The organism is Bacillus sp. XB1 (genome assembly GCF_053557995.1).
Map to the genome: position 1 here is coordinate 37,614 of NZ_JBNRIL010000002.1, position 26,868 is coordinate 64,481.

28 protein-coding genes and 1 pseudogene are annotated in these 26,868 nt (G+C 33.6%); 18 read left to right on the top strand and 11 right to left on the bottom strand.

Annotation, left to right across the window (positions count from 1 at the left end; translation table 11 throughout):
* Positions 1–38: 38 nt before the first annotated feature.
* From ACK1U5_RS15390 to ACK1U5_RS15415, 6 genes are all read right to left on the bottom strand, one after another.
* A complete protein-coding gene (locus ACK1U5_RS15390) occupies positions 39–2,012 on the bottom strand; it encodes an FtsX-like permease family protein (protein WP_000144954.1) in 1,974 nt (657 codons plus the stop codon).
* Positions 2,009–2,761 (bottom strand): ABC transporter ATP-binding protein, encoded by a 753-nt coding sequence (locus ACK1U5_RS15395; protein ID WP_000393250.1) that lies wholly within the window; start codon positions 2,759–2,761, stop codon positions 2,009–2,011. Before ACK1U5_RS15395 ends, ACK1U5_RS15390 begins: the two co-directional genes overlap by 4 nt.
* A 20-nt stretch (positions 2,762–2,781) precedes the next feature.
* Positions 2,782–4,737 (bottom strand): FtsX-like permease family protein, encoded by a 1,956-nt coding sequence (locus ACK1U5_RS15400; RefSeq protein WP_061654859.1) that lies wholly within the window; start codon positions 4,735–4,737, stop codon positions 2,782–2,784.
* A gap of 68 nt (positions 4,738–4,805) precedes the next feature.
* On the bottom strand, positions 4,806–6,785 hold the full coding sequence (locus tag ACK1U5_RS15405; protein ID WP_087875846.1) for an ABC transporter permease: 1,980 nt from the start codon (positions 6,783–6,785) through the stop codon (positions 4,806–4,808).
* Between the two features lie 94 nt (positions 6,786–6,879).
* Positions 6,880–7,902 (bottom strand): sensor histidine kinase, encoded by a 1,023-nt coding sequence (locus tag ACK1U5_RS15410; RefSeq protein ID WP_000765341.1) that lies wholly within the window; start codon positions 7,900–7,902, stop codon positions 6,880–6,882.
* A gap of 2 nt (positions 7,903–7,904) precedes the next feature.
* Positions 7,905–8,600 (bottom strand): response regulator transcription factor, encoded by a 696-nt coding sequence (locus ACK1U5_RS15415; protein WP_000276738.1) that lies wholly within the window; start codon positions 8,598–8,600, stop codon positions 7,905–7,907.
* Positions 8,601–8,809: 209 nt separating this feature from the next.
* Between ACK1U5_RS15415 and ACK1U5_RS15420 the strand changes: the two genes are divergently transcribed.
* Genes ACK1U5_RS15420 through ACK1U5_RS15430 form a run of 3 tightly spaced genes read left to right on the top strand, consistent with a single transcriptional unit; the run spans position 8,810 to position 10,376 of the window.
* Positions 8,810–9,082, top strand: coding sequence for an autorepressor SdpR family transcription factor (locus ACK1U5_RS15420; protein ID WP_001070531.1), 273 nt, complete (start codon positions 8,810–8,812; stop codon positions 9,080–9,082).
* Complete coding sequence (locus tag ACK1U5_RS15425) at positions 9,079–9,714, top strand: SdpI family protein (protein WP_087875844.1); 636 nt, start codon at positions 9,079–9,081, stop codon at positions 9,712–9,714. Before ACK1U5_RS15420 ends, ACK1U5_RS15425 begins: the two co-directional genes overlap by 4 nt.
* Positions 9,715–9,737: 23 nt before the next feature.
* Positions 9,738–10,376: an SdpI family protein gene (locus ACK1U5_RS15430; RefSeq protein ID WP_087875843.1), complete on the top strand. Its 639-nt coding sequence runs from the start codon at positions 9,738–9,740 to the stop codon at positions 10,374–10,376.
* Positions 10,377–10,420: 44 nt separating this feature from the next.
* On the opposite strand, the gene ACK1U5_RS15435 is transcribed toward ACK1U5_RS15430, so the two are convergent.
* Positions 10,421–11,284, bottom strand: coding sequence for an AraC family transcriptional regulator (locus ACK1U5_RS15435; RefSeq protein ID WP_448814831.1), 864 nt, complete (start codon positions 11,282–11,284; stop codon positions 10,421–10,423).
* 306 nt (positions 11,285–11,590) lie between these two features.
* On the opposite strand from ACK1U5_RS15435, the gene ACK1U5_RS15440 reads away from it, so the two are divergent.
* The 7 genes from ACK1U5_RS15440 to ACK1U5_RS15470 all read left to right on the top strand — a co-directional run bounded on the left by ACK1U5_RS15440 (position 11,591) and on the right by ACK1U5_RS15470 (position 17,213).
* Positions 11,591–12,361: an ABC transporter ATP-binding protein gene (locus ACK1U5_RS15440; protein WP_000859655.1), complete on the top strand. Its 771-nt coding sequence runs from the start codon at positions 11,591–11,593 to the stop codon at positions 12,359–12,361.
* Positions 12,348–14,297, top strand: coding sequence for an ABC transporter permease (locus ACK1U5_RS15445; RefSeq protein ID WP_448814832.1), 1,950 nt, complete (start codon positions 12,348–12,350; stop codon positions 14,295–14,297). The genes ACK1U5_RS15440 and ACK1U5_RS15445 overlap by 14 nt, the downstream gene beginning before the upstream one ends.
* Before the next feature lie 142 nt (positions 14,298–14,439).
* A complete protein-coding gene (locus tag ACK1U5_RS15450; RefSeq protein WP_001176054.1) occupies positions 14,440–15,018 on the top strand; it encodes a class I SAM-dependent methyltransferase in 579 nt (192 codons plus the stop codon).
* Complete coding sequence (locus tag ACK1U5_RS15455; protein ID WP_000418923.1) at positions 15,018–15,617, top strand: DedA family protein; 600 nt, start codon at positions 15,018–15,020, stop codon at positions 15,615–15,617. The genes ACK1U5_RS15450 and ACK1U5_RS15455 overlap by 1 nt, the downstream gene beginning before the upstream one ends.
* A 109-nt stretch (positions 15,618–15,726) precedes the next feature.
* Complete coding sequence (locus tag ACK1U5_RS15460) at positions 15,727–15,906, top strand: hypothetical protein (protein ID WP_001986677.1); 180 nt, start codon at positions 15,727–15,729, stop codon at positions 15,904–15,906.
* A 294-nt stretch (positions 15,907–16,200) separates the two neighbouring features.
* Positions 16,201–16,470, top strand: coding sequence for a hypothetical protein (locus ACK1U5_RS15465; RefSeq protein WP_000970753.1), 270 nt, complete (start codon positions 16,201–16,203; stop codon positions 16,468–16,470).
* Positions 16,455–17,213, top strand: a complete 759-nt coding sequence (locus ACK1U5_RS15470) for a DUF4262 domain-containing protein (protein ID WP_087875841.1) — start codon at positions 16,455–16,457, stop codon at positions 17,211–17,213. Before ACK1U5_RS15465 ends, ACK1U5_RS15470 begins: the two co-directional genes overlap by 16 nt.
* A gap of 107 nt (positions 17,214–17,320) precedes the next feature.
* On the opposite strand, the gene ACK1U5_RS15475 is transcribed toward ACK1U5_RS15470, so the two are convergent.
* Positions 17,321–18,040: a hypothetical protein gene (locus ACK1U5_RS15475; RefSeq protein WP_000461059.1), complete on the bottom strand. Its 720-nt coding sequence runs from the start codon at positions 18,038–18,040 to the stop codon at positions 17,321–17,323.
* 232 nt (positions 18,041–18,272) lie between these two features.
* On the opposite strand from ACK1U5_RS15475, the gene ACK1U5_RS15480 reads away from it, so the two are divergent.
* Together ACK1U5_RS15480 and ACK1U5_RS15485 are read left to right on the top strand one after the other, a co-directional pair.
* Entirely contained in the window at positions 18,273–18,944 is a 672-nt protein-coding gene (locus ACK1U5_RS15480; protein ID WP_087875840.1) for a DUF7003 family protein, read from the top strand.
* Between the two features lie 24 nt (positions 18,945–18,968).
* A pseudogene (locus ACK1U5_RS15485) lies at positions 18,969–19,478 on the top strand (DUF2199 domain-containing protein).
* Positions 19,479–19,518: 40 nt separating this feature from the next.
* On the opposite strand, the gene ACK1U5_RS15490 reads toward ACK1U5_RS15485, so the two are convergent.
* Together ACK1U5_RS15490 and hpt are read right to left on the bottom strand one after the other, a co-directional pair.
* Positions 19,519–20,421: a diacylglycerol/lipid kinase family protein gene (locus ACK1U5_RS15490; protein ID WP_000167895.1), complete on the bottom strand. Its 903-nt coding sequence runs from the start codon at positions 20,419–20,421 to the stop codon at positions 19,519–19,521.
* 175 nt (positions 20,422–20,596) lie between these two features.
* Positions 20,597–21,124, bottom strand: a complete 528-nt coding sequence (gene hpt, locus ACK1U5_RS15495; RefSeq protein WP_001019295.1) for a hypoxanthine phosphoribosyltransferase — start codon at positions 21,122–21,124, stop codon at positions 20,597–20,599.
* Positions 21,125–21,285: 161 nt separating this feature from the next.
* Here hpt and ACK1U5_RS15500 point away from each other — a divergent pair, with 161 nt between their 5' ends.
* From ACK1U5_RS15500 to ACK1U5_RS15525, 6 genes are all read left to right on the top strand, one after another.
* Positions 21,286–21,501: a hypothetical protein gene (locus ACK1U5_RS15500; protein WP_002001286.1), complete on the top strand. Its 216-nt coding sequence runs from the start codon at positions 21,286–21,288 to the stop codon at positions 21,499–21,501.
* Between the two features lie 183 nt (positions 21,502–21,684).
* The gene (locus tag ACK1U5_RS15505) at positions 21,685–22,017 is read left to right on the top strand and encodes a hypothetical protein (RefSeq protein ID WP_000415613.1); all 333 of its coding nucleotides are present in this window, start codon (positions 21,685–21,687) and stop codon (positions 22,015–22,017) included.
* 179 nt (positions 22,018–22,196) lie between these two features.
* On the top strand, positions 22,197–22,688 hold the full coding sequence (locus ACK1U5_RS15510) for an LPXTG cell wall anchor domain-containing protein (protein ID WP_000728022.1): 492 nt from the start codon (positions 22,197–22,199) through the stop codon (positions 22,686–22,688).
* An 89-nt stretch (positions 22,689–22,777) separates the two neighbouring features.
* A complete protein-coding gene (locus ACK1U5_RS15515; RefSeq protein WP_000771590.1) occupies positions 22,778–23,398 on the top strand; it encodes a class D sortase in 621 nt (206 codons plus the stop codon).
* A gap of 39 nt (positions 23,399–23,437) precedes the next feature.
* Positions 23,438–24,127: a response regulator transcription factor gene (locus ACK1U5_RS15520; protein WP_113710580.1), complete on the top strand. Its 690-nt coding sequence runs from the start codon at positions 23,438–23,440 to the stop codon at positions 24,125–24,127.
* Positions 24,124–25,974 carry a sensor histidine kinase gene (locus ACK1U5_RS15525; protein ID WP_087875838.1) on the top strand — a complete coding sequence of 617 codons (1,851 nt, stop codon included), beginning with the start codon at positions 24,124–24,126 and terminating at the stop codon, positions 25,972–25,974. Before ACK1U5_RS15520 ends, ACK1U5_RS15525 begins: the two co-directional genes overlap by 4 nt.
* Before the next feature lie 208 nt (positions 25,975–26,182).
* On the opposite strand, the gene thiT is transcribed toward ACK1U5_RS15525, so the two are convergent.
* Positions 26,183–26,851: an energy-coupled thiamine transporter ThiT gene (gene thiT / locus ACK1U5_RS15530; RefSeq protein WP_001246585.1), complete on the bottom strand. Its 669-nt coding sequence runs from the start codon at positions 26,849–26,851 to the stop codon at positions 26,183–26,185.
* Between the last annotated feature and the right edge of the window lie 17 nt (positions 26,852–26,868).

Below are 26,868 nucleotides of genomic sequence, written 5' to 3' on the forward strand. Positions count from 1 at the left end.
GAAAATGGCCTTGTGCAATATGCACAAGGCCATTTTATTCATATTTTTATATGCTGTGATAATTTATTAATGTACAGAGAGCGGATTAAGAAGAAGAAAATAATCTCGATAATCCCGAAAAAGGTGAGTACGATACATGTCTCTTTTAGTAATGAGAAAGAAAACATGCTTTGTAAAAACTTAACCGCAAATAACGTGTGAACACCAGCAACGATGTAAGGAACGAAAAATAAAATTCCTAATTGAATGGTTGCAGAGCGAAACATTTCTGATTCAGTTAAGCCAAGCTTTGTAATCGTAATATACTTTTGTCTTTCAGTTGTTAAGTCATTATACATACGGAAGTATAGAACACTAGCCGCACCGATAAAGAAAATAAAGCCGAGAAATGCCCAAATAAAAAATTGAGCAACTGCATTTCCTTTACCGTAAATGAGTTCATCCGTAGCCGTGTGTATGAAGAAAGGAACTTGAGCGTTCTCTTCTGTATGCTTTTCGTAGAACTCACGTGCATCACCACTAATAACACGTAACATATTTTTTGTTGGAACGATTGCATTTTCCCAGTTTTCTACGAAATAGTTATAGATTACAGTTGTTTCAATATGAGGAATCATATTATCAAATACATAATCTTGTACGACAGCTAAATGAGGGAATGCAAATGATGGTTCGATTCCCTTATTAATAAACCCTTTAATATGAAATTCTTTTTTATTAGATCCAAGTGTAATCGTATTTTGCTTTGCAAATGGATTAGATACGAGATCGAGAAGTTCTGGTGAGTGGCGAGAAATAATATACACTTCTGTAGAATCAATTGTTATTTCCGGTCTTTTCAATTGTTTAGCAATTGCGTTATAATCACTCATCTTCATAAGCATAATATCTTCTTTGGAAGCTGTATCTTTTAATACTGTAAACTTATATTTTTTGTAAAGAAAATTATTAGTTGTAAGCTCCGTTTCAATTGTAGAAATATGTTTTTGTTCAAGGGAATTGTCACCTTCTGATGTATACGTGAAGGGAACGGGATATCGCTCTAATACTGATGCCTTCGTATTGTTATTAGCGGCGAATAATCCAATAATAATCGTAAATGCAAGTGCAGATAGCATAGAAACAATAAAGAGTACATTAATATTACTGCGTGTACGAGAAACTAAATCTGAAATCCATAACATATTTATTTGTTTCAAATAAAACTTTCTGCGCTTCTTTAAAATATAGATGAAAAGAAGGAATGTTTGTGAAAAGAATAAATATGTCCCGACTATTACGAGCGGTAAAATAGATAACATAATAAAAAAGACAGATCCATTTTGCACATTTTTTTCCGTTACGTAGCCTCGCGGATAACCAGCGATATAATAGCATAGCCCTAAACAAATTAAAGCGAATAAAGAGATGAGTATAGATGGTCTTTTTTCAGCTGGCATTTTCTTGTTCCCTTTAATGAGGTGGGCTGTCTTTCGAGTACGAATAAACATTGGTGTAAATGTAGAAACGATTAAAAATAAAATGATAAACGTTACGGTTGTAACGATAATCGCTTCTGTTGGCCAATATAAATAGAGACCTTTCGCACTTGTTAATTTCGAAGTGACTAATAAGAAAAAGTTAGAAAATACAAGTCCACCTTGAATGCCGATAAAGATAGATAATATCCCAATTATCATGTTTTCGGTAAATAACAATCTTTTTAATTGTCTCTGTGAGATACCAAGAATAGTGAGTATCCCGAATTGCTGCTTCCGAACATTTAAAAATGTTCCAATTGAATATAAGAGAAAGAAGAACGAGAACATAACGATCACAAGTTGTGCTGTACTAGCTAAGTTCATTAGAGGATCACGTTCTTGAAAGCTTTGTACACTCTGTAAGCGCGGATGATACGCGTATACAGTAAATGAAAAGAAAACCATGATAGAAAAAGCACTACTTACAAAGTAGGCGAAATATGCTTTCGAATTACGCGAGACATTTTTAAATGCGAATTGCCAAAATGTCATCCACGTCTTCCTCCTAATAACGCTAGAACATCTAATATTTCTTGATAAAATTTCTCGCGATATAATCCGCGGTGCAGTTCATTGTAAAGCTCGCCATCTTTAATGAAAATAACACGGTTACAATAACTTGCTGCAAACGGATCGTGCGTAACCATTAAAATCGTTGCATCTTCTTCTTTATTTAATTTCGTAAATAACTCCATTACGTCAATTGCCGCTTTTGAATCTAAGTTTCCTGTCGGTTCATCGGCTAGTAAGAGAGAAGGGTGATGAATAACAGCACGTGCTACTGCGGTACGCTGTGCTTGTCCCCCAGAAACTTCAAAAATACGCTTGTCCAAAATATGATCAATTCCAAGCTTTTTTGAAATGTTATCAAGCTTTTCATCCATTTCTTTTAATGGAACATTATCTAATGTTAAAGGTAGTACGATATTTTCACCGATTGTTAGTGTATCTAGTAGGTTAAAGTTTTGGAAAACAAATCCTAACTCTTGGCGGCGGAAAATAGCTAACTTCTCTCTACGAAATGTGTGCGGTTTTTTTCCGTTAATTACGACATCACCAGAAGTCGGAGAATCGATTGTAGAGATAACGTTTAAAAATGTAGATTTTCCGCTACCAGATGGTCCCATAATGGCAACGAATTCCCCTTTATCCACGTGTAAATTTATATTTTTTAAAGCAGTATGAGGGACTTTCCCCTCATATACTTTTGAGACGTTTTTTATGTGTAATACTTCTTCCATAGTAATCACCTTTCTACTTTTTAAAACTTAATGTGTTGTGATAATTTTTGCATATAAAAGGAACGAATTAAAAGGAAAAATAAAATTTCAACTGTTCCAAAAATCAACAGTACGACTGTAATTTCAGCGAAGAACGAGAGATGTAATATTTCTTGTAGCATCTTTGTCGCAAACATCGTATGGATTGATGCCATAATGTAAGGTACGAAGAAAAGAATCGCAAGCTGAATTGTCGCTGAACGTTTCATTTCAGTCTCAGTTAAGCCGATTTTCGTAATCGTTATATATTTTTCTTGTTCATTTGTTAAATCTGTATACATCCGGAAGTAAAGAACACTGCCAGCACCGATAAAGAAAATAACTCCTAGGAAAGTACCAATTAAGAAGAACGAAGCGACATTTAGTTTTGTCTTATATAGAGAATCGCTCGCTTCACTTGCATGGAAAGGTGGATGCTCTGCTTGAATTGCTGCATTATCGTTATGGATTTTTGTTATAAACGATGAACCGATATTATGTGCTTTTTCCCAATCTGTAACTTTGAAGTTATATACACTCATTTGTTTGGAAACGGTGGATAAGGCTTCTACATTTTCATCAGATAGTATGAGTAATTGGTATATTAAGCTGTTTGGGAATGGGCTATAACTTTTATATTCTTTCACTTGTAGTTGTAAATTGTTTTGAGTAAGTGTAAGAGTATTTTTCTGTTCTTTATTGTGAAGTGTTCCAATAACTTGATCATCTAAGTCTTTCATAAGAATATAAGATTCATTCTTATTTACCGTGAGTTTTTCCCAATTTAACGCTTTAGCAAGTACATTATAGTCACTTTGTTTAATGGCATAATAGAGCTGCGTGTTATCTTCAGCTGAAGATACTTCATATATATCTGTTTTAAATTTTGTATAAGTAAAGTGCTCTTCATTAAATTTCTGCTCTAACCAGTTTAAATGTTCATCAGCTAACGTATTTTCAGTATGCGATAAATAAGTAAACGGGAAAGGATTTTGTCTAATCGCATCAAACTTTGTAAATTTCCCGAAGCCATATAAGAATGTAATCATTGTAAAAGCGAGCGTCGATAACATCGCTACAATAAAGAGCATGTTAATGTTTGTCCGAATACGTGATGCTAGATCGGAAATCCAAAGCATATTAATTCGTTTCATATAAAACGTTCTTCGCATTTTTAAAATACGAATAAGTAAAAAACTAATTTGTGAAAAGAAAAAGTATGTTCCAGCTGCAATAAGCGATGGAATGACAAATATACTAGAGACGGCATATAAAAGTCCAATTATGTCACCTAGCGACATAAAATACAGCGGATTTGCGGCTAACGCATATCCACATATTAAACAGATCGCACCAAATAGAGAGATGAGCACGGATGCTTTTCTTTCTTTTTGTTGTTTTCCTTCTTTTAAAAGACGTACGGCTTTTCTCGTGCGAATGAGCATCGGTGTAAAAGATGATACGAGAATGAAGAGCCCGAGAAAGATGATGATAGTTAAAACGATAGCACTTGTAGGTGGATATAAATATAAACCAGGTACGTGTGTAATTTTGGCGGTAACTAACAAAAAGAACTGTGAAAAGACAAGTCCAAGTTGAATGCCAAAAAATATAGAAAGAGCACCAATTAACATATTTTCTATAAATATGAGTCGCTTTAATTGTTTTTGAGATATGCCAAGCACTGTTAAAATCCCGAACTGTTTTTTTCGTACTTTTAAAAACGTCCCGATTGAATACAGTAAAAAGAAAAATGAAAAGAACACAATGACAACTTCTGAAATTGTCATTAATATGTTCAGAGAAAAATTCACGTCTGTCATATGCAATTTAGGATGAAATAAATAAACTGCAAATGAGAAAAAGATTGCGATGGAGAACGCACTGCTTACAAAATAGGCGAAATAAGCTCTGGCGTTTCTTGTGACGTTTTTAAATGCAAACTGCCAAAATGTCATTCACCTAAACCTCCTAATAGGGTGAAGATGAAAAGAGTATGAGAGATACTCTTTTCATCAAGTTTGTTTTAAATATTTTGTCCACTCGTGTAATGTGATAATTTTTGCATATAAAGTGAACGAATGAATAAGAAAAATACGATTTCAACGAATCCAAAAATAATAAGAACGGCTGAAACTTCTTTGAATAGAGATAAACCAATTACATCTTGTAGCATTTTTGTTGCGAACATTGTATGAATGGATGCCATAATGTACGGAATGAAAAATAAAATACTAAGTTGAATGGTTGCAGATCGTTTCATCTCTGTATCTGTTACACCGATTTTAGAAATCGTTATATATTTCTCTTGTTCGTTCGTCAAATCCGTATACATTCTAAAGTAAAGAACGCTACCAGCTCCAATGAAGAAAATAACTCCTAAAAATGTCCCGATTAGGAAGTACGCGGCACTACCTGATGTTATTTTGTATAACGATCCTGCTGATTCAAAGGATCGAATAAGAGGCCCTTCATACTGGTATTTATTTCGATCTTTTTGTACCTTTTCTATAAAATTATCAGCAATTTCATATGTCTGTTCCCAGTTTTGAATTTTGTAATTGTATGCTGATATATGTTTTACGGTGTTAGGTAAGTTATTTACGATAACATCAGGCAACACTATCGTTTGATATGAAAAGTCAGATGGGATTGCGTTTACATGCTCATAGCCTTTAACTCTTAATTTCGTATTTGTACTAGAGAGTGTAATGTAATCTCTATTGTAGCTTTGCTCAAATTCGTTGAATATGGTGATATAAGATGTCCCTGTTAGCACATATGCTTCGTTATCATCCATAAATAGTTGTTTCATTCGTAAAGAATCTGCAAGTTTGTTATAGTCACTTTGCTTAATTGCGTATACGTCATTATAAATAGCTATATCTTTATCTTCTTTTAGTGGTGTTTCATATATATCAGCTTCTATTTTTTGATAAGGGAAATGCTCTTTTTGTAATTGTTGCTCAAGCCAATTTAAATGCTCTGTAACAAAAGGGTTCGCATCATAAGAAAAATAAGAAATTGGAAAAGGAGAAGTTCTATTCACTTCTAGCTTAATAAATTTCCCGAATCCATATAGAAACGTAATCATTGTGAAAGCAATTGTAGATAGCATTGCTACAATAAAAAGCATATTAATATTCGTTCGAATACGGTTTGCTAAATCTGAAATCCAAAGCATATTAATCCGTTTCATATAAAATCTTCTTCTTTTCTTTAAAATATAAATCAGTAAGAAACTAATTTGAGAAAAGAAAAAATATGTTCCTATTGTAACAAGCATTGGGATAACGAAAATACTCGAAACCATATATATAACACCGATTTGCGGGCTTACTGATACGAAATATTTAGGATTTCCAGCTAACGCATAACCACCAAATAAACAAATCGCACCAAATAATGAAACAAGTATGGATGGTTTTCTTTCTTTTTGTTTTCCACCATTTGTTTTTAAAAGGTGTACCGCTTTTTTTGTACGAATAAGCATTGGTGTGAATACAGATACAATGATAAAAAGACTAAGGAAAACAATGGTTGTTAAAATAAACGCGTTAGTAGGACCGTATAAATATATTCCTGGAACATGCGTAAGTTTGGATGTTACTAATAAGAAAAATTGAGAAAAAACAACTCCAAACTGCATGCCGAAAAATATAGATAAAATCCCGATTAACATATTCTCCATAAAAACAAGACGATGTAATTGTTTTCTCGATATTCCTAAAATGGTCAAAACACCAAATTGTTTTTTTCTAACTTTTAAAAAAGTACCAATGGAATATAGTAAAAAGAAGAAAGAGAAAAATACAATTACTACTTCTGAAAATATCATTAATCCTGAAATTTCAGAAGTCATGTCAAAGTTTTGTAATTTCGGATGGAATAAGTAAACAGCAAACGAAAAGAACACAGCAATGGAAAAGGAGCTACTTACAAAGTAAGCAAAATAAGCTCTTGAGTTGCGCGTGACGTTTTTAAATGCAAATTGCCAAAATGTCATAGATTATACCTCCGGCTAGAAGATATAGAAGTAGTTGTATTGCAAAAAATGTATGAGAGTGAGTTCTCATACATTTTGCTTGCATATGTTACGATCATGCTTCGGTCACCTTCTCCGTATGTTCTGCTTGATTATTTGCAGCGTTGTGGAAGATGATTTTAATCGTCGTTCCTTTACCAACTTCAGAATCTAGTTTGACAGAGTGACCTAAATAATCACAAATTTTACTTACAATATAAAGTCCCATACCAGTAGATTCTCCGAATGCGCGACCGTTTTTCCCAGTGTAAAATGGTTCAAATACTCTTCGAATATCTTCTTGCGGAATACCAACACCTTCATCGCGAACTTCTAAAATAATATCTTTTCCGTTTCGGTAAGCAGATAAGAAAACTTTCTTTCCGCGCTCACCAGAGTAACGAACAGCATTTGTCATTAACTGATAGATGATAAATTTTAGCCATTTTGCATCAGAAGCAACCTTTAAATCAGAATGAACTTCTAAAACAGGAAAGACACCATTACGAATGAATAGTTCTTTTAATCCGTTAATATTTTTTGTTACCGTATCTTTTAATGAAATCGTCTCAACATGGAAATCTTCATGGAAGTTATTTAACCTAGCCATGTATAAAGCCATATCAAGCCCTTGGTTTAGACGCTCTAATTCTTTTTTAAACTTTGGAATTAAATGCTCGTCTTCCATTTCTAGCACCATAAGCTGCATAACAGAAACAGGTGTCTTCATTTGATGTACCCAGTGGTTAATGAATAATTGATGTTCTTGTTGTTTTACTTCATACGATTGTAGTTCTTTTTGGAAGAGGCGGTACTGCGTACGCACCAGTTCATTGACACCGTGAGGCATCGGAGCAGTTGCTCTTTCAATAAACGCATCTTCCATTTTTTCTGGTTGCTCGCTTAATCTATGGTACATTCTACGATTGCGAACGTAACGGTAAGCGAGGAAACAAATAAATAAATATAAACTTAAAACGACGAAATAAAATTTATTGTTTTGAAATCCATCTACTGCATCATAAAGAACGAAAATGATACCGAAGTTTAAAACGTACAGTAGGAAAAATGCAAAATGATCACGTAAAAATAGCTTCATGCTTATTCACTCCAAGTTGCGTTAAAGCGATATCCAAGTCCACGTACTGTTTCAATAGAGTTCTCAATACCAAGCTCATTAAACTTTTTACGAAGACGCGTAATGTTTACGTTTAATGTATTTTCTTCAACGAAGCTTTCGTCATCCCAAAGCGCAGCTAATAAATCTTCACGGCTTGCTGTACGAGGGAATTTAGATAATAACATTTCAGCTAAAATAGCTTCTTTTTTCGTTAAAAGAACTTGTTCAGATCCGAAGTGAATTTCAGGACGTTCTGGGAATAGTTTTAAACCTTCTACTTCAACGATACGTTCAGAAATATTTGGTGCATAATCACCGTAAATACGGCGTAATTGTCCTTTAATTTTTGCCATTACAACGTCGTAGTGGAATGGTTTTGTAATGTAATCATCCGCACCGCTTTCAATTGCCATAATTTGTTCCATCTCACCAGCACGCGCTGAAATGAAAATAATTGGACAAGTAGATTCATGACGAATTTGACGGCACCAGTAGAAACCATCGAATTTCGGTAAGTTTACATCAAGTAAAACAAGATGTGGTTTCACAGCGTTAAACGATTCCATAATATCATCGAAATTCTCTGCAACAACAGCTTCATAACCGTACTTCTGAATGTGAGATTGCAGTAATGATGAAATATTTGGATCGTCTTCAACGATTAAAATTTTATACATATGTATATTCCTCCTCAGAAAAACAATTGTAGCTATAGTGTATCATGTGTTTCAAGTCTTTTCATTATGTTGAAAGATAAGCTAGTAAACAGTATAGGTTAAAAGTGAGAAAAGTAAAAAGGGCACTGGATACAATTGACAAATAACAGTAATCGGTTTAATATTTAGATAAATATCTAAATGTCTAATTATCGAAAGGAAGAAAGACATTGAATCAAGCATTCAAAGCATTAGCAGATCCAACAAGGCGAAAAATTTTAGACTTATTAAAAGAAGGTGATTTAACCGCTGGTGAAATCGCTGAACATTTCAATATGACAAAACCAAGTATTTCACACCACTTAAGCGCACTTAAAAATGCTGAACTTATTCAAGATGAAAAGAAAGGGCAATTTGTTGTGTACTCTTTAAACACAACTGTCTTTCAAGATTTATTAACTTGGGTGTTTACATTTACGAATAAGGGGGAAGAGGGGAAATGAAAAAACATCTTTTTGCAATCTTATTAATTGTTATAACTTGTTTAGCTTGGGCGTTTGCTTGGCCACATTTGCCGGATACAATTGCAACGCATTGGAGCGGTGGTAAGGTAGATGGATATTCTTCTAAATTGTATGGAATGATTTCTATGATTGGAATTATGATTGTTTTATATATTTTTCTAAACGTGTTACCAAAGATTGACCCAAAGAAAGTAAATTACGAGAAGTTCTCTAAAGCTTTTATGATGATGAATAATGGTGTACTATTGCTACTATTTGTAGGAAATATAGATATTATTACAAGTGGATTAGGATATAACTTATTCATTAATCGTGTGCCGGAATTATTAGTTGGTATTTTATTTATAGTCATCGGTAACTATTTACCACAATGTAAACCAAATTACTTTGTAGGTATAAAAACACCGTGGACATTAAGTAACGAGGAAGTATGGAGAAAGACACACCGTTTTAGTGGGAAGGTGTTTGTTGTATTAGGAGTTATTATGATTCTAAGTGTTTTTGTACCAGTAACGTGGAAATCTTTCGTAATGGTTGGAATTATTATTGGTGCAGTAGGATTAACAATGGGATATTCTTATGTTGCTTATAAAAAAGAAATAGGGGCCTAATAAAAAATTATGGGGGAGAGAGGATGAAAAGACACGTATTACCATGGAGTTTAATTATTGGCATTGCAATTGGATGGTATATTGTATGGCCATATTTACCAGAACAAATTCCACGCCATTATAATGCAGCAGGAGTAGTAGATGGATATTTTTCTAAAGTAGAAGCAAGTTCTGTTTCAATAGGAAGCATGATGTTGCTGTATTTGATATGGCTAGCTCTTGGGTATATTGACGTAACGAAAGATAAGTATAAACAGCATGCTAAAGTCCTTTCCGCAATCCGTTATGCTATTCTTTTGATAGGATTCGGCTGTAACTTATTTGCGCTATTAGCAGCGTCTAATTATATTGCATCGGGCTCAATTGCATTTAATTTTGGACTTGGAACATTGTTTCTTGTATTAGGTAATTACATGCAACAAACGAAGCCAAACGGGTTAGTAGGCATTCGAATGGACTGGACATTAGAAAATCCTGTAGTTTGGAGGAAAACACATAGATTTGCTTCGAGGATATTTGTAATAGGTTCACTTTGTATATATGCCGGGGCTTTGCTTCCAGATCCATTTAATATTTTTATAGGGATTGGAATCATATTAATATGCATTATCGTATCAACAATAAAGTCATATAGTATTTATAAAGAAGAGTTGAAAATGTAAATAAAGCTGCTTTTCCTTTTAGGGAAGAGCAGCTTTGTTTTTTATCACTTCTTCAAAACCGGTATCCAAATTTCACTTTTAAAGTTTGGAGAAGATATATCTTTCTGTTTATTCCACAATATCTCCGGTCCTTCCGCTAGTTCATAGTTCGAAGAAGGGAACCATTCAGAGTAAATACGTCCCCATACATTTTGTAATGCATCAGGAAATGGACCGACAGCTTCGAATATAGCCCATGTTGAAGCAGTAACTTCAAGCTGTTTAAACTGCTCTGGACAATCCTTTGTTGTGATGTAGTGATCGAGTTCGCCTTTTTCCTCCATTCTTCCTTCAGAAAAGTTAGTAGAAGCACTAATGATTCCAGTAGGTTCAATGTTTGAAAGGGACTTTAATGTTTGAATAGAATCTGGGTTTAAACTTTTCCACATAGAAGCAATTTCTTCATTTACACCGTTAAAAACGATTGGTACTCGTTTTGTAATACCTATAATTCGAAATGGCTCTTTTTCTTCAATTCGATAGTTCATTTCATTTCCTCCTTGAATGGATAATTGGAAGGTCATTGGTGAATAAGCCTTCAAAGAATGGCTACTATTTCGGGCTTCAGAAGGTGTTATACCGTGCAAGTTTTGAAATGCACGAGCGAATGAATCTGGTGAGTTGTAGCCATATTTTATAGCGACATCAATGACTTTTGCATCGCTATTTTTTAGTTCAAAGGCAGCAAGAGTAAGACGTCTACAGCGAATATAATCAGACAGTGATATACCTGCTAAAAACGAAAACATTCTTTTAAAGTGATACTCAGAACAGAGAGCTAGCCTCGCAACTTCTTTAAAATCAATTTCATTCGTAAGGTTATCTTCAATATAGCGCATTGCAGTATTCATATTTTTAAGTGAATCCATATTATGACCTCCTCTGTACATAGAATAGCAGGAACGAAATAGCTCCATCCGACATTTCGTGCACAACTTTGTAGGGGACATTTTTAACCTTACAAAATTGTAATGTTCCTGTAAGGAGAATGAATGGATGGTATGATATCCCAATGTTATAGTAACAAAGTACTTTTGTTCAGTAGGTTAAATTTTTATATCTTTACTTATGCGTCTTACATAACTGTCATGTTTGTGTAAGAAACATCGATAGTGGCAAGAGTAGAGAGTGTATATAGTTGAAAATAGAGAATAGAAGAAATGAGGGATGTCGAGATGAAAACAGTGTTAGAAGCAAAAAATATTGAAAAAGTGTACGACACGGGTGGGAATAAATTTGCAGCGTTAAAAGGTATTAACTTACAAGTAAAAGAAGGTGAGTTCGTTGGAATTATGGGACCTTCTGGTTCTGGTAAGACGACTTTACTAAATGTTCTTTCTACAATTGATAATGCGACGAACGGTGAAATTTTAATTGATGGAAAAGATATTGTAAAGATGAATGATGATAAGTTAGCGTTATTCCGCCGTGATCATTTAGGTTTCATTTTCCAAGATTATAACTTATTAGATACGTTAACGGTGAAAGAGAATATCGCTTTACCACTTGCGTTATCAAAGGTGAAAGCGAGTGAGATTGATCGCCGCGTTCTTGAAATCTCAAAGAAATTCGGTATTGATCATATTTTAAGTCAGTTCCCATATCAAGTATCTGGTGGACAGAAGCAGCGCTGTGCAGCATCGCGTGCAATCGTTACGAATCCAAGTATGATTTTCGGAGACGAGCCAACTGGAGCACTTGATTCTAAATCTGCAACAGATTTACTTGAAAGTATGAAGTCGTTAAATGAATATGATAACTCAACAATTTTAATGGTAACGCACGATGCATTTGCAGCAAGTTATTGTAAACGAGTTATTTTCATTAAAGATGGTGAGCTATATAAAGAATTACACCGCGGTGAATCGACGCGTAAACAGTTCTTCCAAAAAATTGTTGACGTAATGTCTTCTATTTCTGGAGGTATGGCTGATGACCTTATCTAGCATTGCCCTCCGCAACATACAGCGGAACTTTAAAGACTACTTTGTATATTTCGCATCTATGATTTTTAGTATCGTTATTTATTTTACATTTAAAGCACTGCAATATAATTCACAGATGGAAAAAGCAGCAGAAGCTTCAAAAAAAATTAGCGGAGCGTTCCAAGTTTCAAGTGTGATGCTTATCATTTTCGTAGCAGTGTTTATTATATATTCGAACGGATTCTTTACACGTAAACGTAAAAAAGAAGTTGGACTCTATTCCTTATTAGGTATTCGTAAAAGACAAATTGGTAAAATGCTCTTTTATGAAAATATGTTAATGGGATTAATGTCATTAGTAATTGGGATTGCGATCGGTAGTGTCCTTTCAAAATTATTCCTTGAGTTATTAGTAAATATGATGGGATTAAATTTAAACGTTCATTTTGAAGTACCGATGGCTGCCATTATTGATACAGCAATTATTTTCTTTGTGATTATTTTATATACATCACTTCAAGGATATCGTTTAATTTATCGCTTTAAGTTAATTGAACTTTTCCGTGCAGAACGTGAAGGAGAAGCAATGCCAAAAGGATCTGTCATTATGGCATTAATTTCAGTTTTCTTAATCGGTTCAGGTTATTTTTTAGCATTAATGTACATGAAAGCAGTTATGTATGCAGACTTTATGGTCGTTGCATTATATATTTTATTAGCGACAGTAGCAGGGACTTATTTACTGTTCATGTTCTTCACAGTATTTGTATTGAAACGTGCAAGAAATAATAAGTCAGCATTTTATAATGGTATGAATATGGTAACGACATCACAGTTACTATATCGTATTAAAGGAAATGCGAAATCACTGGCGACAATCGCTATTTTAAGTGCGGTAACATTAACAGCGGTTGGTACGTCAGTTACGATGTATTACAACACATTTACGCAATCAAAAGTTGCTGCGCCGTATAGTTATTCCTATGAGAAAAAAGATGCAGCATTAGATAAAAAAGTAAATGAAATACTTGCTGGAGAGAAGAATAATCACCCAGTCACATATGAATCAGAAGTTGAAATGATTCCTGTGAAGGGAACATTTAAAGGTGAAAGAGCTGATCAAGTTCTGAACACACACTATAATGTTACGAATCAGTACCAGCTTATTTCTCAATCAAGCTTTAATACACTTGTGAAACATTTAGATGTAGAACCTGTAAATTTAAGTGCGAATGAAGCTTTCGTATATGATAGCTTATATATTGAGAAACTTGATTTTGGTCCTCTTTATACAGGAAATACAGCTGTATTCCCTGTTGGAAACGAGTCAAAAGAATTAAAAATTAAAGGTGTAAATAATAGAAGCCTTACAAATTTAAATGAACTATTTGTAATCGTTCCTGATAAAACATATGAGCAAGTGAAACAAGTAAACGAAACGCGTACTGTAAAAAATATTGATGTAAAAGGTGAGCGAAATAGTAAAGAGTTAACAGCAAAATTAGCAAGCATTATGCCAGCTGGAGAATCAGAAGTTTTAAAACCATTTAACGATTTCTATACAGGATTCCAAATGGGGCTTGAAACAACAGGCTTAATGATGTTTATTGGGTTATTCTTAGGATTAGTATTCCTATTAGCAACAGGCTCAATCATTTACTTTAAACAATTAACAGAAGCAAGTGCTGACCGTGATTGCTACGTTGTTCTTCATAAAATTGGTGTAACGAAGCAAGAGATGAAGAGAGCTATCGCAAAACAAGTGAGCTTTATCTTTGCTATTCCGTTAGTAATTGGTATTTTACACAGCCTATTTGCACTAAAAGGTTTATCAAATATATTACCATTTGAAATTATGATTCCGCTTCTAATTAGTATCGGAGTATACGGCACGATTTATATTGGATATTACTTCTTAACAGTTCGTTCTTATTATAAGATCGTGAGTGCGAAGTAATAAGGGACAGCTATCGCTAGAGGCGATAGCTGTTTTTTTATTCTTCATAAAATCTTAAGAAATCTCCTCAATTTTTGTTAAGAAATAATAGTTATACTTAGAAACAAGTTAAAAACTATTGAACGAATGAGGAGAGGTTTATATGCAACTCATAACATTCTTACATGAATTTATTAAACATCCGAAACATACTGGTGCAATTGCGCCAAGTTCAAAAATATTAGCAAAGAAAATGGTAGATGTAATTGATTTTAATAAAGCGAAATGCATTGTAGAGTTAGGGCCTGGTACAGGAGTCTTTACGAAAGAAATTATGAAGAGAAAGAAGAAGGAAACAATATTTCTTCTTATTGAAATTAATGAAGTGTTTTGCAAGGAGCTAAAGAGAAAATTTAAAGATGAGCAGAATGTCATTGTTGTACACGGTTCAGCCGAAAATATAAAAAAGTATATAGAAGAGCTCGATATAGAATGTATTGATTACATTTTATCAGGGTTGCCTTTCACTTCTTTACCAGAAGAAGTTTCAAAGCGCATTTTAAGCAATGCGATGGAAGTGATACATGAGAATGGTGAATTCATTACATTTCAATATTCACTTGTGAAAAAAGGATTTATACAGCACTTCTTTCCTGAAATTACGCTAGAGAAAGTGTGGCTCAATTTCCCACCAGCGTACGTCTTTAGCTGTAAAAAAGAGCTAAGGAGAGCATATGCATAATGGAATTACATGAATTATTATCTTATATTGAACAATACGGTTATTGGGCATTATTTTTCTGTTTATGGCTAGGTATTATCGGTATGCCAATTCCAGACGAAATGATCGTAATGAGTGGTGGCTTTGTATCTTCACTAGGGATATTAAGTGTCATTCCTGCATTTTTATTAACATATTTAGGTGTTGTATCTGGGCTTTCTTTAGGTTATATATTAGGGAAAATATTTGGTACGAAAGTACTTGATAAGCTAATGAAAAAGAAAAAGGCGAAATATCTTTTGAAATCTCAACAAATGGTAGAGAAGTATGGTCATTATGCGTTAGTCACAAGTTACTTCATACCAGTTGTAAGACATATCGTACCGTATTTAGTTGGAATGAATAACATGTCATTTAAGACGTATGCTTTGTATTCTTATATGACAGGATTTGTTTGGACACTCGTTTACTTTGTGCTCGGTGCTTTATTTGGACAACATATTGAAAGTATTGTAGCGATCGCGATAGAATATGGCGTGTATTTTGGCGTGATTGTTTTTATAGTTACAGGTATTCTTTATTTATATAGACAAAAAAGAATCACACTGATGAGTAAATAGAAGTAAAGAAAGTTTCTTCCAGTATGAAGGACAAGATAGGATTATAAGTATAAAATTATCTTTATTTAATGGTAAAATATAGGTAAGTAGTTAAGGGAGGAAGAGCGTTGTGCTACTCATTTTTAGCCTTATCTTAATTGGAATTATGTGCAGTATGAAAATAGTATCTTTACACATGATAGAACGACAAAAGGTAGAGGAACGATATGTATATTGTCCAAAATGTGATACAAAAATTAGAAGAGGAAATTCAGCTCCTTTTTGTTCGAAATGTAATTTAATATTTTAAAAATAAAAAGTCCGAAATCACTTTATATAGTTTCGGACTTTTTATTTTTAAGTAAACATTAATCCACCTAGTTCTCTTTCGTTTGTTTATTAGCTAAAATGGATTATGAATAACAATAGTATGTAAACGAAAATAAATATAAATGTACACATGGAGTGTTATATTTGGAGATTTTAATCATAGTAGGATGTCTAAACTGTATGGATGTTAACCTTTTTAGAGAAAGATATCCCAGCTAATTTAGTTTGGAAGATTGAAAGAATAGATTGAAAATAGATGAGAAGTGGAGTGCATATGATGGAGACACAAATCGTTATTGGAGTACCTGGTTTATGGAAAGATAGAACAGAATTAATACAAGAAGTTGTGAGTAAAAGTAACTATATATTAGCGGGAAATGTTATGCACCATAAGGAGAAAGAGATTGGCTTTGAAATTGATATATATGAACAAGAGGATCCATTTTATAATCCGTGTGGGGTATGGAAGTTAGAGAGTGCTTCGGCAAAGAAATCTATCTTTCAAAAATTGGGGAGTGTGCTAAAAGGATGGAAAAATACATAAAAGAACAGAGGAGTATATGTGATAAATATAAAGCGGAGTATGTAGAATCTCCGAATGACTTGAAATTAGGAATAGCGCAAAATGTGAAAGATGGTATCGCTCCGATTAATGGGTTACGAATGCCTATAGAAAATGGAACGACAGGTTGGTACATTTGGGCTGGTGAAGAAATGGGGACAGAAGAAGATTTCTTTCTTCCTTTACACGTTCAACATATTGATGAATGGGCACCTGAAATAAAGAAGTATTTAGGGTTACCACCTGGTTGGAGATTTTTAATTGCTGGAGATTACGAGGACGTGTGGTATGATCCGAATTTGTTTGATGAAGATTTAGAAGAGGATGCAGATGAATGGGAAGAAAATATGCTACAAGAGTATGGATGGTACATGCATAGCATATTAGCAGAAGATATTGATGGCATCCATGCTAATTATCATACGCATGGTCTAAGAGATAACTTTAATCATCAAGATTTACAAATAGCATTAAATATGGATCCTGAAGTCGCGCATAGTGTTTTTTGTACCATAATAGAAGAAATAAAGAGCGGAAAAAAGTTTGAACAAGGGATTGAGTATACGAATATTATTGAAGGATATCCCATTATTATGAAGTCTTTCGTAGAGATGGATCGAGAAGTTTTGAGGGTTTTATTACCTGATGAAAGAGGGATTCTTCCTACGAGGCCAGAGTGTGATGAATGTTATAAGACTCAATTGGATAGTATTGAGGAAATTTGATAAAAAATAGCTTGAAACCATTCAAGCTATTTTTGAATTATTACATATGCTGTAAAGTAGGTTTTCGATTTGTAGTAATATCTGCTACTGAATAACGTTTCGTTTTATTAGTGCCAGTTAGCCCATTTCGTATTTAGCATATTTTTTTCTTCTTCTGAAATTATATTGTCTTTATACCAGGGTAAATGTTTACAGGTGAAATTATCAGCTACCCTTACGGCATTATAAAAACCGTTACTAATAAATTTTTTATTGTAAACAGCAAAAGTTGTATCAATTCCAGCGTTGAAAACTTTAGGGTTATTGTATTTAGTTATAGGAAAAAGCCAATACTGCATTTCCCATTCTGTTACTGTACATTTTTCATTTGACATGAGCTCTCTGTTGAAATTAGAAGTAGGTATAATGTCTAAAGCAAGGCCGGCTTTAAAGAGTGAAAGCTCGATTGTTAACTGCTTTAAATACTCTAAAAAGTTATCTGGCATTTTTTCATTAAAAGATAAATCAGGATCAGTTACAGCAAAAAAATCTGGAAGTAAATCGAAAATATAAGGAACGGCAAAAAAACGTGGTCCATAGTTGGCATTATTTTTCACTAAATTATATTTAGTTGATATTTGCTCATAAAAAGCAAGCAAAGCGGGAGCGGTTGAATTATTGTCCCAAATCCATATATCTTCACTTTTTATCTTTTTGTTTTCTAATTGTTTTAACATATTTTTCACATAAGTAAGGTTATTGAAGGCTATTACTATTATAGGAATGTTTGAATTATATTTTAAGTTTTCTATATTAGAGAGACTTAGTTCGTTCTTACATTCGAACACGATTTATAACACCTCCGAGCAAAAATAAAACACACTGCATTAGAAGCAACAATATTCCAATATATGCGTAAGTAAGAGAAATGGAATCGGTGTACGGCCTATATATGATGGAAGTAGGAAAAGCATTTTTGTTAAGATAGATTGAGTATACGAATAGTGATGAAAGAGGAATTTTTCTAGCTACATGAGAGCACGGTAAACGTTAGATAATATTAATGAAAAGGTGATACATGTGCAAAAAGAGATTTTAAGGTTATTAGATAAAAAGCAAAGTAACTATGAATTTCCTGCCTTTGATAATGAATATATGGATATTTCACAAGTGAAATTCTCTCTTTTCTTTAAAGATGCTAAGGATTGGCTAATGGTGTTTCAAATTGTGGGTGTAGGTTCATTAGGTGTATGTAATGATATTCAAGTATATGGCGATAGAATTACTCATTCAATGGGTGATGATTGCATTTTACAATTAAATAATGGCGATTATGAGTTGTTTGATGATGAAGGTGAATTTATACCGAATATTTATAACGGCAGTTTAAAAATTCGCGAGCATCATTTTGAATATGAATTTACAGAAGAGGATTATATAAATAATGGAATAGAAGTACAAACGACAGAGCATTATCCAACATACTTTATGCGTATGCTTGCTACTAATGAGGAAGCTCAAAAATTATTGTGGTGGGATAAAGGAGAAATTTTAGAAGAGTTCGGTTTAGAAGGCGACTGGGAAGTAGCGTATGAAACGGAAGAATGGAAACATGTTGAAGACGAAAAAGTAAGTGAAAATGAATTCTTCCAATCAGTAGCCGCTACAATAGAGAAGAAAGATCCAAGTGTTATTGTGAATGAAAATGCTAATACGCATTGGAGAAATTGGGTAGAGTTTGATTGTGACTGAAAAGGATAGGAGAAAGAATGACAAATGAAAAGAAGAAGAAAATCCGGAGAAAAAGTACAAATGCATCGTTTTGCACTACCTCTATGCTACGGAAGTGAAGCACCATATTATTATTACGAGGTAGCGCCCCATGAAAGAGAGGAACGCTTCCATTTAACATCAGATCTTTGTGTAATGGATGGTGAACATTATTTTATTAGAGGATGTTTAGAGATTCCTATAATTGACTACCACGAAAATTTCATATGGACTGTGTGGGTATCACTTAGTAAAGAAAGTTATGATGAAGTATTAGAAAAGTGAGATGAGAGAGGCCGAGAAAATAGTGATCCTTATTTTGGTTGGTTATCTGTAGAAATACCAGTTTATCCAGAAACATTAAATTTAAAAACAAATGTACATATAAGAGAAGTTGGAATGGCACCGTATGTTGAATTAGAGCCAACCGAGCATCCTTTAGCGATCGAACAAAGAAATGGAATTACTTTAGAGAGAGTTAAAGAAATAGAGGAAATGATCCAACAATATAACTAGATTAGAAGAGAAAAAACGAGTGCTAGCACTCGTTTTTTTATTACACAACCGCAGGATTATAAATCATCGTAAAGTGTCCTGGTAATAATTCAATGTGACAAGGTGTATGAAGCGAGCTTTCTCCATCTGTATCTACTTCTTTTTCTTCTTTCGTTTCAATATGAATGGATTTCGCTTTTACGTGGAAGATGTCATTTTCATTTGAGTCTTCAAATAGTTTCTTTCCGATGTAATCTTTAAATGCTTGAATACCTGTTGATTTGACTACGAAAATATCAAGTGTTCCGTCATCACATTTTACGTTCGGAATAAAGGATGGAATTCCACCAAGATATTCACCATTTCCAACCATGACAAGGACAGCTTCGTCTTCATATACTTGTCCGTCATAAGTAATTTTTACTGGGAATGTTTCAGCATTTTTTACAGTTCGAATTGTGCTTAAATAGTAACCAATTTTACCAAGCTTTGCTTTTTCTTCTGCATCGATATTGTTTGATACTTCAGATACGAGTCCAATGCCCCAGAAGTTTAAGAAATGTTGTTCATTTGCTTTTGCAACGTCAACTGGTTTTATATGTTCTTTTGTAATAAGTTTTGCCGCTTCTGCAATGTTTTGCGGAACACCAAGTGTGCGAGAGAAGTCGTTGCAAGTTCCACCTGGAATGATTGCAAGTGTAGGTCTAGTTTCGAGAGGTGCTAAGCCATTTGTGCATTCAAATACTGTTCCATCACCACCAAAGACGATAATTAAATCTACTTTACTAGCAAACTCTTGGCAATATTTTGTTGCATCACCTTGTTTTTTCGTATGAAGGATATGTAGATCAGGAAAAGCTGCGGCAAGAGGTGGTACGATTTTCGTTAAATTTGTATGTAAGTCACCTTGACCAGCTTTCGGATTTACGATGAGGAGTACTTTTTCAAATTTTGTCTTTGTCATATTTCATCTCTCCCTGTAGTTTGTAATGGAAAGAAAGGAGCTGTTCCCATGTATTTTAGAACAGCTTCTCCCTATTAATTGGGTGCTAAGATTGTCAGTTATTGTCGGTAAGTCGATATATTTAAAAAATCGCCGATATACATTTTATGTACTATCGATTTTTTAAGTTATACGATTATTCCGTTACAACTGAAGCAATGAATGGTAAGTTACGATATTTTTCCGCACAGTCGATACCGTATCCAACGATGAATTCGTCTGGAATTTGGAAGCCAACATATTCAGCTGTTAAGTCTACTTTACGACGTTCTGGCTTATCAAGTAATGTACAGAACTTGAGTGCTTTTGGTTTATGCATAAAGAAGTGGTCTTTTAGGAAATGAAGTGTTAAACCAGAATCGATAATATCTTCTACAACGATTACGTTTTTCCCAGTAATGTTTACGTCGATATCTTTTAGTAGTTTCACTTTTCCTGTTGTTTCTGTTTGATTTCCGTAGCTAGATGCAGAAATAAAGTCAATTGTTACATCATTTTTGATGTGACGAATTAAATCAGCAGCAAATACGAATGAACCTTTTAATACTGCGATAACTACGATTTCTTCTCCTTCAAAGTCACGTTCGATTTGAAGTGCTAATTCTTTAACTTTTGCTTGTAATTGTTCTTCAGAAATTAAAGTGTCTTTTATTTCAATATTCATTGTAATCCTCCTACAGTGTAAAACTTATGAACATTTCGACTGTAAAGGATAGAATAGAAAAAGTCAAAGGAGATAGTAATTTTTTACAAAGATAACGACAAAATCATCTGATGATATGATATACTAAGTATATTAAGAAAACGCTTCCATAAAGGGTGAATATGATGAAGAAGAAACAGTACACAAGTGTAACATTTATAAAAGCATTACTTTTAACAATTGTTCTTGGCCTGTTGGCTTACGTAATTGATGTACCTGCGATTCGTATTTCATTAATTGGAATGACTTTAGTGTTAGGAGCAATTTCGCACGGTATGATGTCGCAGCTAAAAGAAGCTGGACTTGATGATATGAGAGATCATATAGATAAAAAGTGAGAAACCTTCATTATATAGAGTGAAGGTTTTTTTGTTTCTTACAAAAATGTAAGGTAGTTGTAAGGCAAATCGATAGTTGCATAAGAGCATTTTGGATAAACTATGGGTGTAAGGTAAAAGGCAAGCATATTTTAGGTAAATTAAGTTTTAGGCACTCTATATGTGAAAAAGGAGTAGGAGGGCATGGAGAAACGTTGGACGACCTTTTCTTTTTTAGCGACTAGTAACACCGTAATGCTAGATGGAAAAATGGATTTTTTGCACTTGTTTGATCGTGAAGATGATCATTCTTCTTCTAAATTTACAATGAAATGGAATAAATGGAGCGAGAGTTGTAGGTTTGAAGAAGAGGCCCCTAACGAAGAGCAAAAGATTATTTTAACAAACCCTATTAAAGCGTGGGTTGTTCAACGTCGTAAGTGTAACGTCAAAAATCACTTCAAGAAAACTGAGCCGAGACAATTAGTTATCGCTCCGGCCCGTTCTACTTCCAAATCACGCGAAAGTAACATGTAAATAATTGAGACACACACCCGAAAAAAACATCGTACATATTGCGATGTTTTTTTCTTTTTCTACAATGAAATCTTTAAATGAAATATATTTCATCTGCATCTTATATTTATATCTCTTGCTTATTCTAGTAATACATCCGATGCGAGTAGATGTGAATAAAATATAAGGAGAGAGTGAAAATGAAAAAGAAACTATTACCAATTTGTGCAATGGCACTTTTAACAGTAGGATATTCTTCAGTAGCGAGTGCGGATACTGGAACAGTAACAAAGGAAGAAGAAGCGCAAGTACAACAGGATAAAGCTAAAAAAGAAGAAGCAATCAAGGAACAGCAAAAAAGTGAAATAGAGAAAAAGCAAGCAGCACAAGTACAAGAAAAAAATGATATGGCTAAAAAAGAGGAAACAATAAAAGCTGAGAAAAAAAGTGAAGAAGAGAAAAAGAGAATAGCGCAAGAACAGTTAAAAAACGATATGGCCAAAAAAGAAGCAGCGATAAAAGCCGAGCAAAAGAATGAAGTAGCTAAAAAAGAAGAAGCAAAGCCAGTTGTACAAGGTGAAAAATTACCAAATACAGCATCAAATAATGTAGCAATGATGGGATTAAGTGCATGTCTTGTAGCGGTAGGTACATTATTTGGTTTGAATCGTCGCAATAAGATTAAAGCGTAAATAAAATATTTTCCTATAAAGAATGGGATAATTTCATATATTAAAAATGGTAGGTTACTCCTACCATTTTTGGCATGGAGGAATGAAGAATGAAGTTACTCAATTATATCGGTATCATATTGATGGCTATAGGGCTATTCATGGGATCCTATTATGCTGTGGAATGGTATAAAGGAAGAAGCTCTGCCGGGCAATTAACGGCAGAAGAAATAAAGAGCCTTAAAAATATACAAGATACTCAACTTTCTCATGAAACACCTGTAACTTCTCAAGTGCCTTCTTCTCAAACAGAACATAAAGAAGGAGAAAAGGTAGCGATGTTAAACATACCGAAAATAAAGAAGAAGTTTTCTATATATTGGGGAGCAGATGATACGACTTTGAAAAAAGGAGTGGGTATGTTCGTTAGTGATTTAACGACAACTCCATCTGGAGGGGGACATACTGTACTGAGTGGACATCGAGATACTGTATTTACAGATTTAGAAGAGTTGAAAGAAAAGGATACCCTTGTTTTAGAGTATGATAATAAAACGTACACATATGAAATTCAAAAGACATGGATTACTCATGCGGATGATCGTACTGTTATTATAAAAAAAGAAGAACCGATATTAACACTGACAACTTGTTACCCATTTGATTATATAGGGGATGCACCAGATAGATATATTATCGAGGCGAAGTTAACTGGCAGTTATTCAAAGTGAAATTATAGTTTCTGAAAGCGAGAGGGGGATATATAAGTTATGTCAAAAAACATTTTAATTGTTGAAGATGAAGACATATTACGTGAAATATTAAAAGATTATTTTTTAAGTGAACAATATGTAGTGTTTGAAGCGAGGGACGGGAAAGAGGCTTTAGTTGTATTTGAAGAAGAAGAGGTTGATTTAGTTATTTTAGATATCATGTTGCCAGAACTCGATGGATGGTCTGTTTGCCGAAGGATTAGGAAGACGTCCGAGGTGCCTATTATTATGCTGACGGCGCGTGTAGATGAAGACGATACGTTACTTGGTTTTGAATTTGGAGCAGATGACTATGTGACGAAGCCGTATAGTCCTCCAATTTTATTAGCAAGAGCGAAACGATTATTAGAAAGTAGAAAAGCATCGAAGAAACCTTTAGAGAACGAAGATGATACGTTATCGATTCATGGCATCCATGTCCATTTTCCGTCGCGTACTGTTACTGTTGATGAGGCAGATGTTAGTTTAACGCATACGGAGTTTGAAATATTGGTGTATTTCATGAAAAATCAAGGAATCGTTTTAACGCGAGAGCAACTCATTTCAAGAATTTGGGGATATGAATTTGCTGGCGATGATCGAACGGTGAATAGCCATATTCGTAATTTAAGAAATAAATTAGGAGAGAAAGCAAAGTATATTACAACTGTAGTACGAACTGGTTATAAATTTGAGGGGAATGTATGAAGAAAGGAATTGTACTAAAATTATTTACTCTTACAACAGCATTATGTATGTTGATTTTAGCGACGATATTTATTGGACAAACGATATTTTTTAAACAATATTATGCGAATCGAAAAGTGGAAGATATTAAAGTGAATTTAAATTCTTTTGAGAAGAATTATTTGAATTATGCAGGAAATGCAGAAGAAATTCAGAAACTAGAGCAAGACTTTTTAAGAGAAAATAATACGTGGATTACGACATTAGATAAGAACGGGAATTTAAAACATGCAGATGATTTTTATTTTGAAGTAACGATAGATCGTAGGCAACAAAAGAGCTTTGGACAACAAATATTTAAAATTCCCTTAGGTAATCTCGTCAATATAGAGGAAATTGATAATAAATTATCAGAGCAGTTTTTAGGGCAAGAAATTTATTTTTCTGGAGTGAGAAAAGAAGATAGTTTTATTCCATTCTCTTTTTCTTTATCTAAGCAGAATTTAAGTGGATCTAATAAACCGTTAGAAAAAGCATTTAATGAGAAAATGAGCAAATTAAATGAGGAGAAAAAGAGAGCAGTTGAGGAACAACTTGTTAAGGAAAAGAAACCAGCTGTTCAGGAGCAAGCTGCTCAGGAATTAGGCGTTTACATAGGAGGACGTGTTACAAAAGTACAGTTACCAGATGTAAAAGGTCCTGTGAATCCAATTTATAAAAATGGCATCTTCTTAGATAGCATAAAAGAATTTCAAACTAATTTATTATTAAAAGAGAGCAAGCCCATACAATATACAACACAAACAATGGACTATGAAAAAAATGATATTAAATATAAATTATTAATCAAGCCAATAGAAAAAGACGGATCAGTAACATATATTTATGCGATGGCTTCTTTACAGCCCGTAGATGAAGCTGTACAAATGGTGCAAGATTATTACATCTATATCATTGCATTTGTAGTTGTTCTTATTTTTTTAGCTTCGTTCTATTACTCAAAACAAATTGCCAAACCGTTATTAAAAATAAATGATACGACGAAGAAAATAGCACAATTAGATTTTACAGAAAAAATACCGATTATTTCAAAAGATGAAATTGGAGATTTATCGAAAAATATTAATGTGCTATCAAATAAACTCCATTCACATATTGGACAGTTAGAAGAAGATATTGAAAAGGAAAGAAAGTTAGAAAATACACGGAAAGAATTCATTTCTGGTGTTTCGCATGAATTAAAAACACCGCTAAGTATTATGAAAAGTTGTATTTCCATTTTAAAAGACGGGGTAGCTGAGCATAAAAAAGAGTATTATTTTCAAGCGATGGAGAGAGAAGTAGACAAAATGGATACTTTAATTTTGGATATGCTTGAGCTAGCTAAATTTGAATCTGGTACATATAAAATGAAAAAGTCTTCGTTTTATATTGATACAGTAATTGAAGATATATGTGAACATCTATCTGTGGAAATAGAGAAAAAAGAACTTCATGTTCATAAAAATATACATTCATTTGAAGTGATTGCAAATCAAGGCCGGATTGAACAAGTCATCGTTAACTTCATTACGAATGCCATACGTTATACACCAAATAAAGAAGATATTATTATTTCTGCAATAGATGAGAAGGATCGTATAAAAGTTTGTATTGAAAATAAAGGTACTCACATTGAAGAAGAACAATTAGATAAAATTTGGGATCGTTTTTATCGCGTGGATACAGCTCGTCAGCGTTCACAAGGTGGGACGGGACTTGGGCTTGCTATTTCTAAAAATATTTTAGAATTACACGATGCTGAATATGGAGTGAAAAATACAGAAGACGGTGTATTATTTTACTTTTACTTACCGAAAAAAGCGTAGATAATGCATGCTACGCTTTTTTTAATTTATTTTCATATTATCTTTACTTAATCTTTATTTTTAAGCGATATAATCTGGTTAGAAAATGAGGTTATGTAAGGAGTCGATGAACCGTGCATAGCAATTGGCTAAGTATAATGGTATTTATTTTCTTTTGCGCATTTATTGTATTTTTAATTAATATTACGATATGAAAAAAGAGCGCTCATTAAGCGCCCTTTTTTTGTGTATTCATTTGATAAGCACTGATGCTTTTGAATAAGCGTGGGGAAGTGAGGAATAAAAATATAAGTAAAACTGTACATAAAATAAAAGAACCAAGCATTGTACTTCCATTTACGATTAATGAATATAACACAGCTGATTGACCCTTCGGCGCATATTGTCCCCAGAAAATAATACCGGCAATAAAGTGACAGAAATAGCGAGCAAAGCTACCGACAAATGTAGCAAGGATAATGTAAACAAGGATTTTCTTACCATGGTTTTGTTTTGCTGAAGGTTTTTCATTGCGACTACCTAAACTTGAATGTTCTTCACTATTTTCATTAGACGTTAAAAGTGCTTTTTGAATTGGACGATAGAATAAGCCAGCAAATCCGATAAAAGCAAAGGCAATGAAGTACTCAATGAATGCTTGAACAGGTGTTAAAATATAAGCATCCCCCACGACTATTTGTAATAGTCCCCAAACTAAACCACCTAAGAAAGCTGATTTAAAGCCCCAGCGGTAAGCAATAATAAAAATAGGAATCATAGCGAATGAGATAGAACCGCCTGTTGGAAGTTTAAGTGATAATGGTAAAATATCGATAATCATGGCGAAGGCTGCAAGAATAGCAGATTCGATCATCGCTTGTAAATTGGTGTTACGCATGTTGTCTCCCCCTAAAT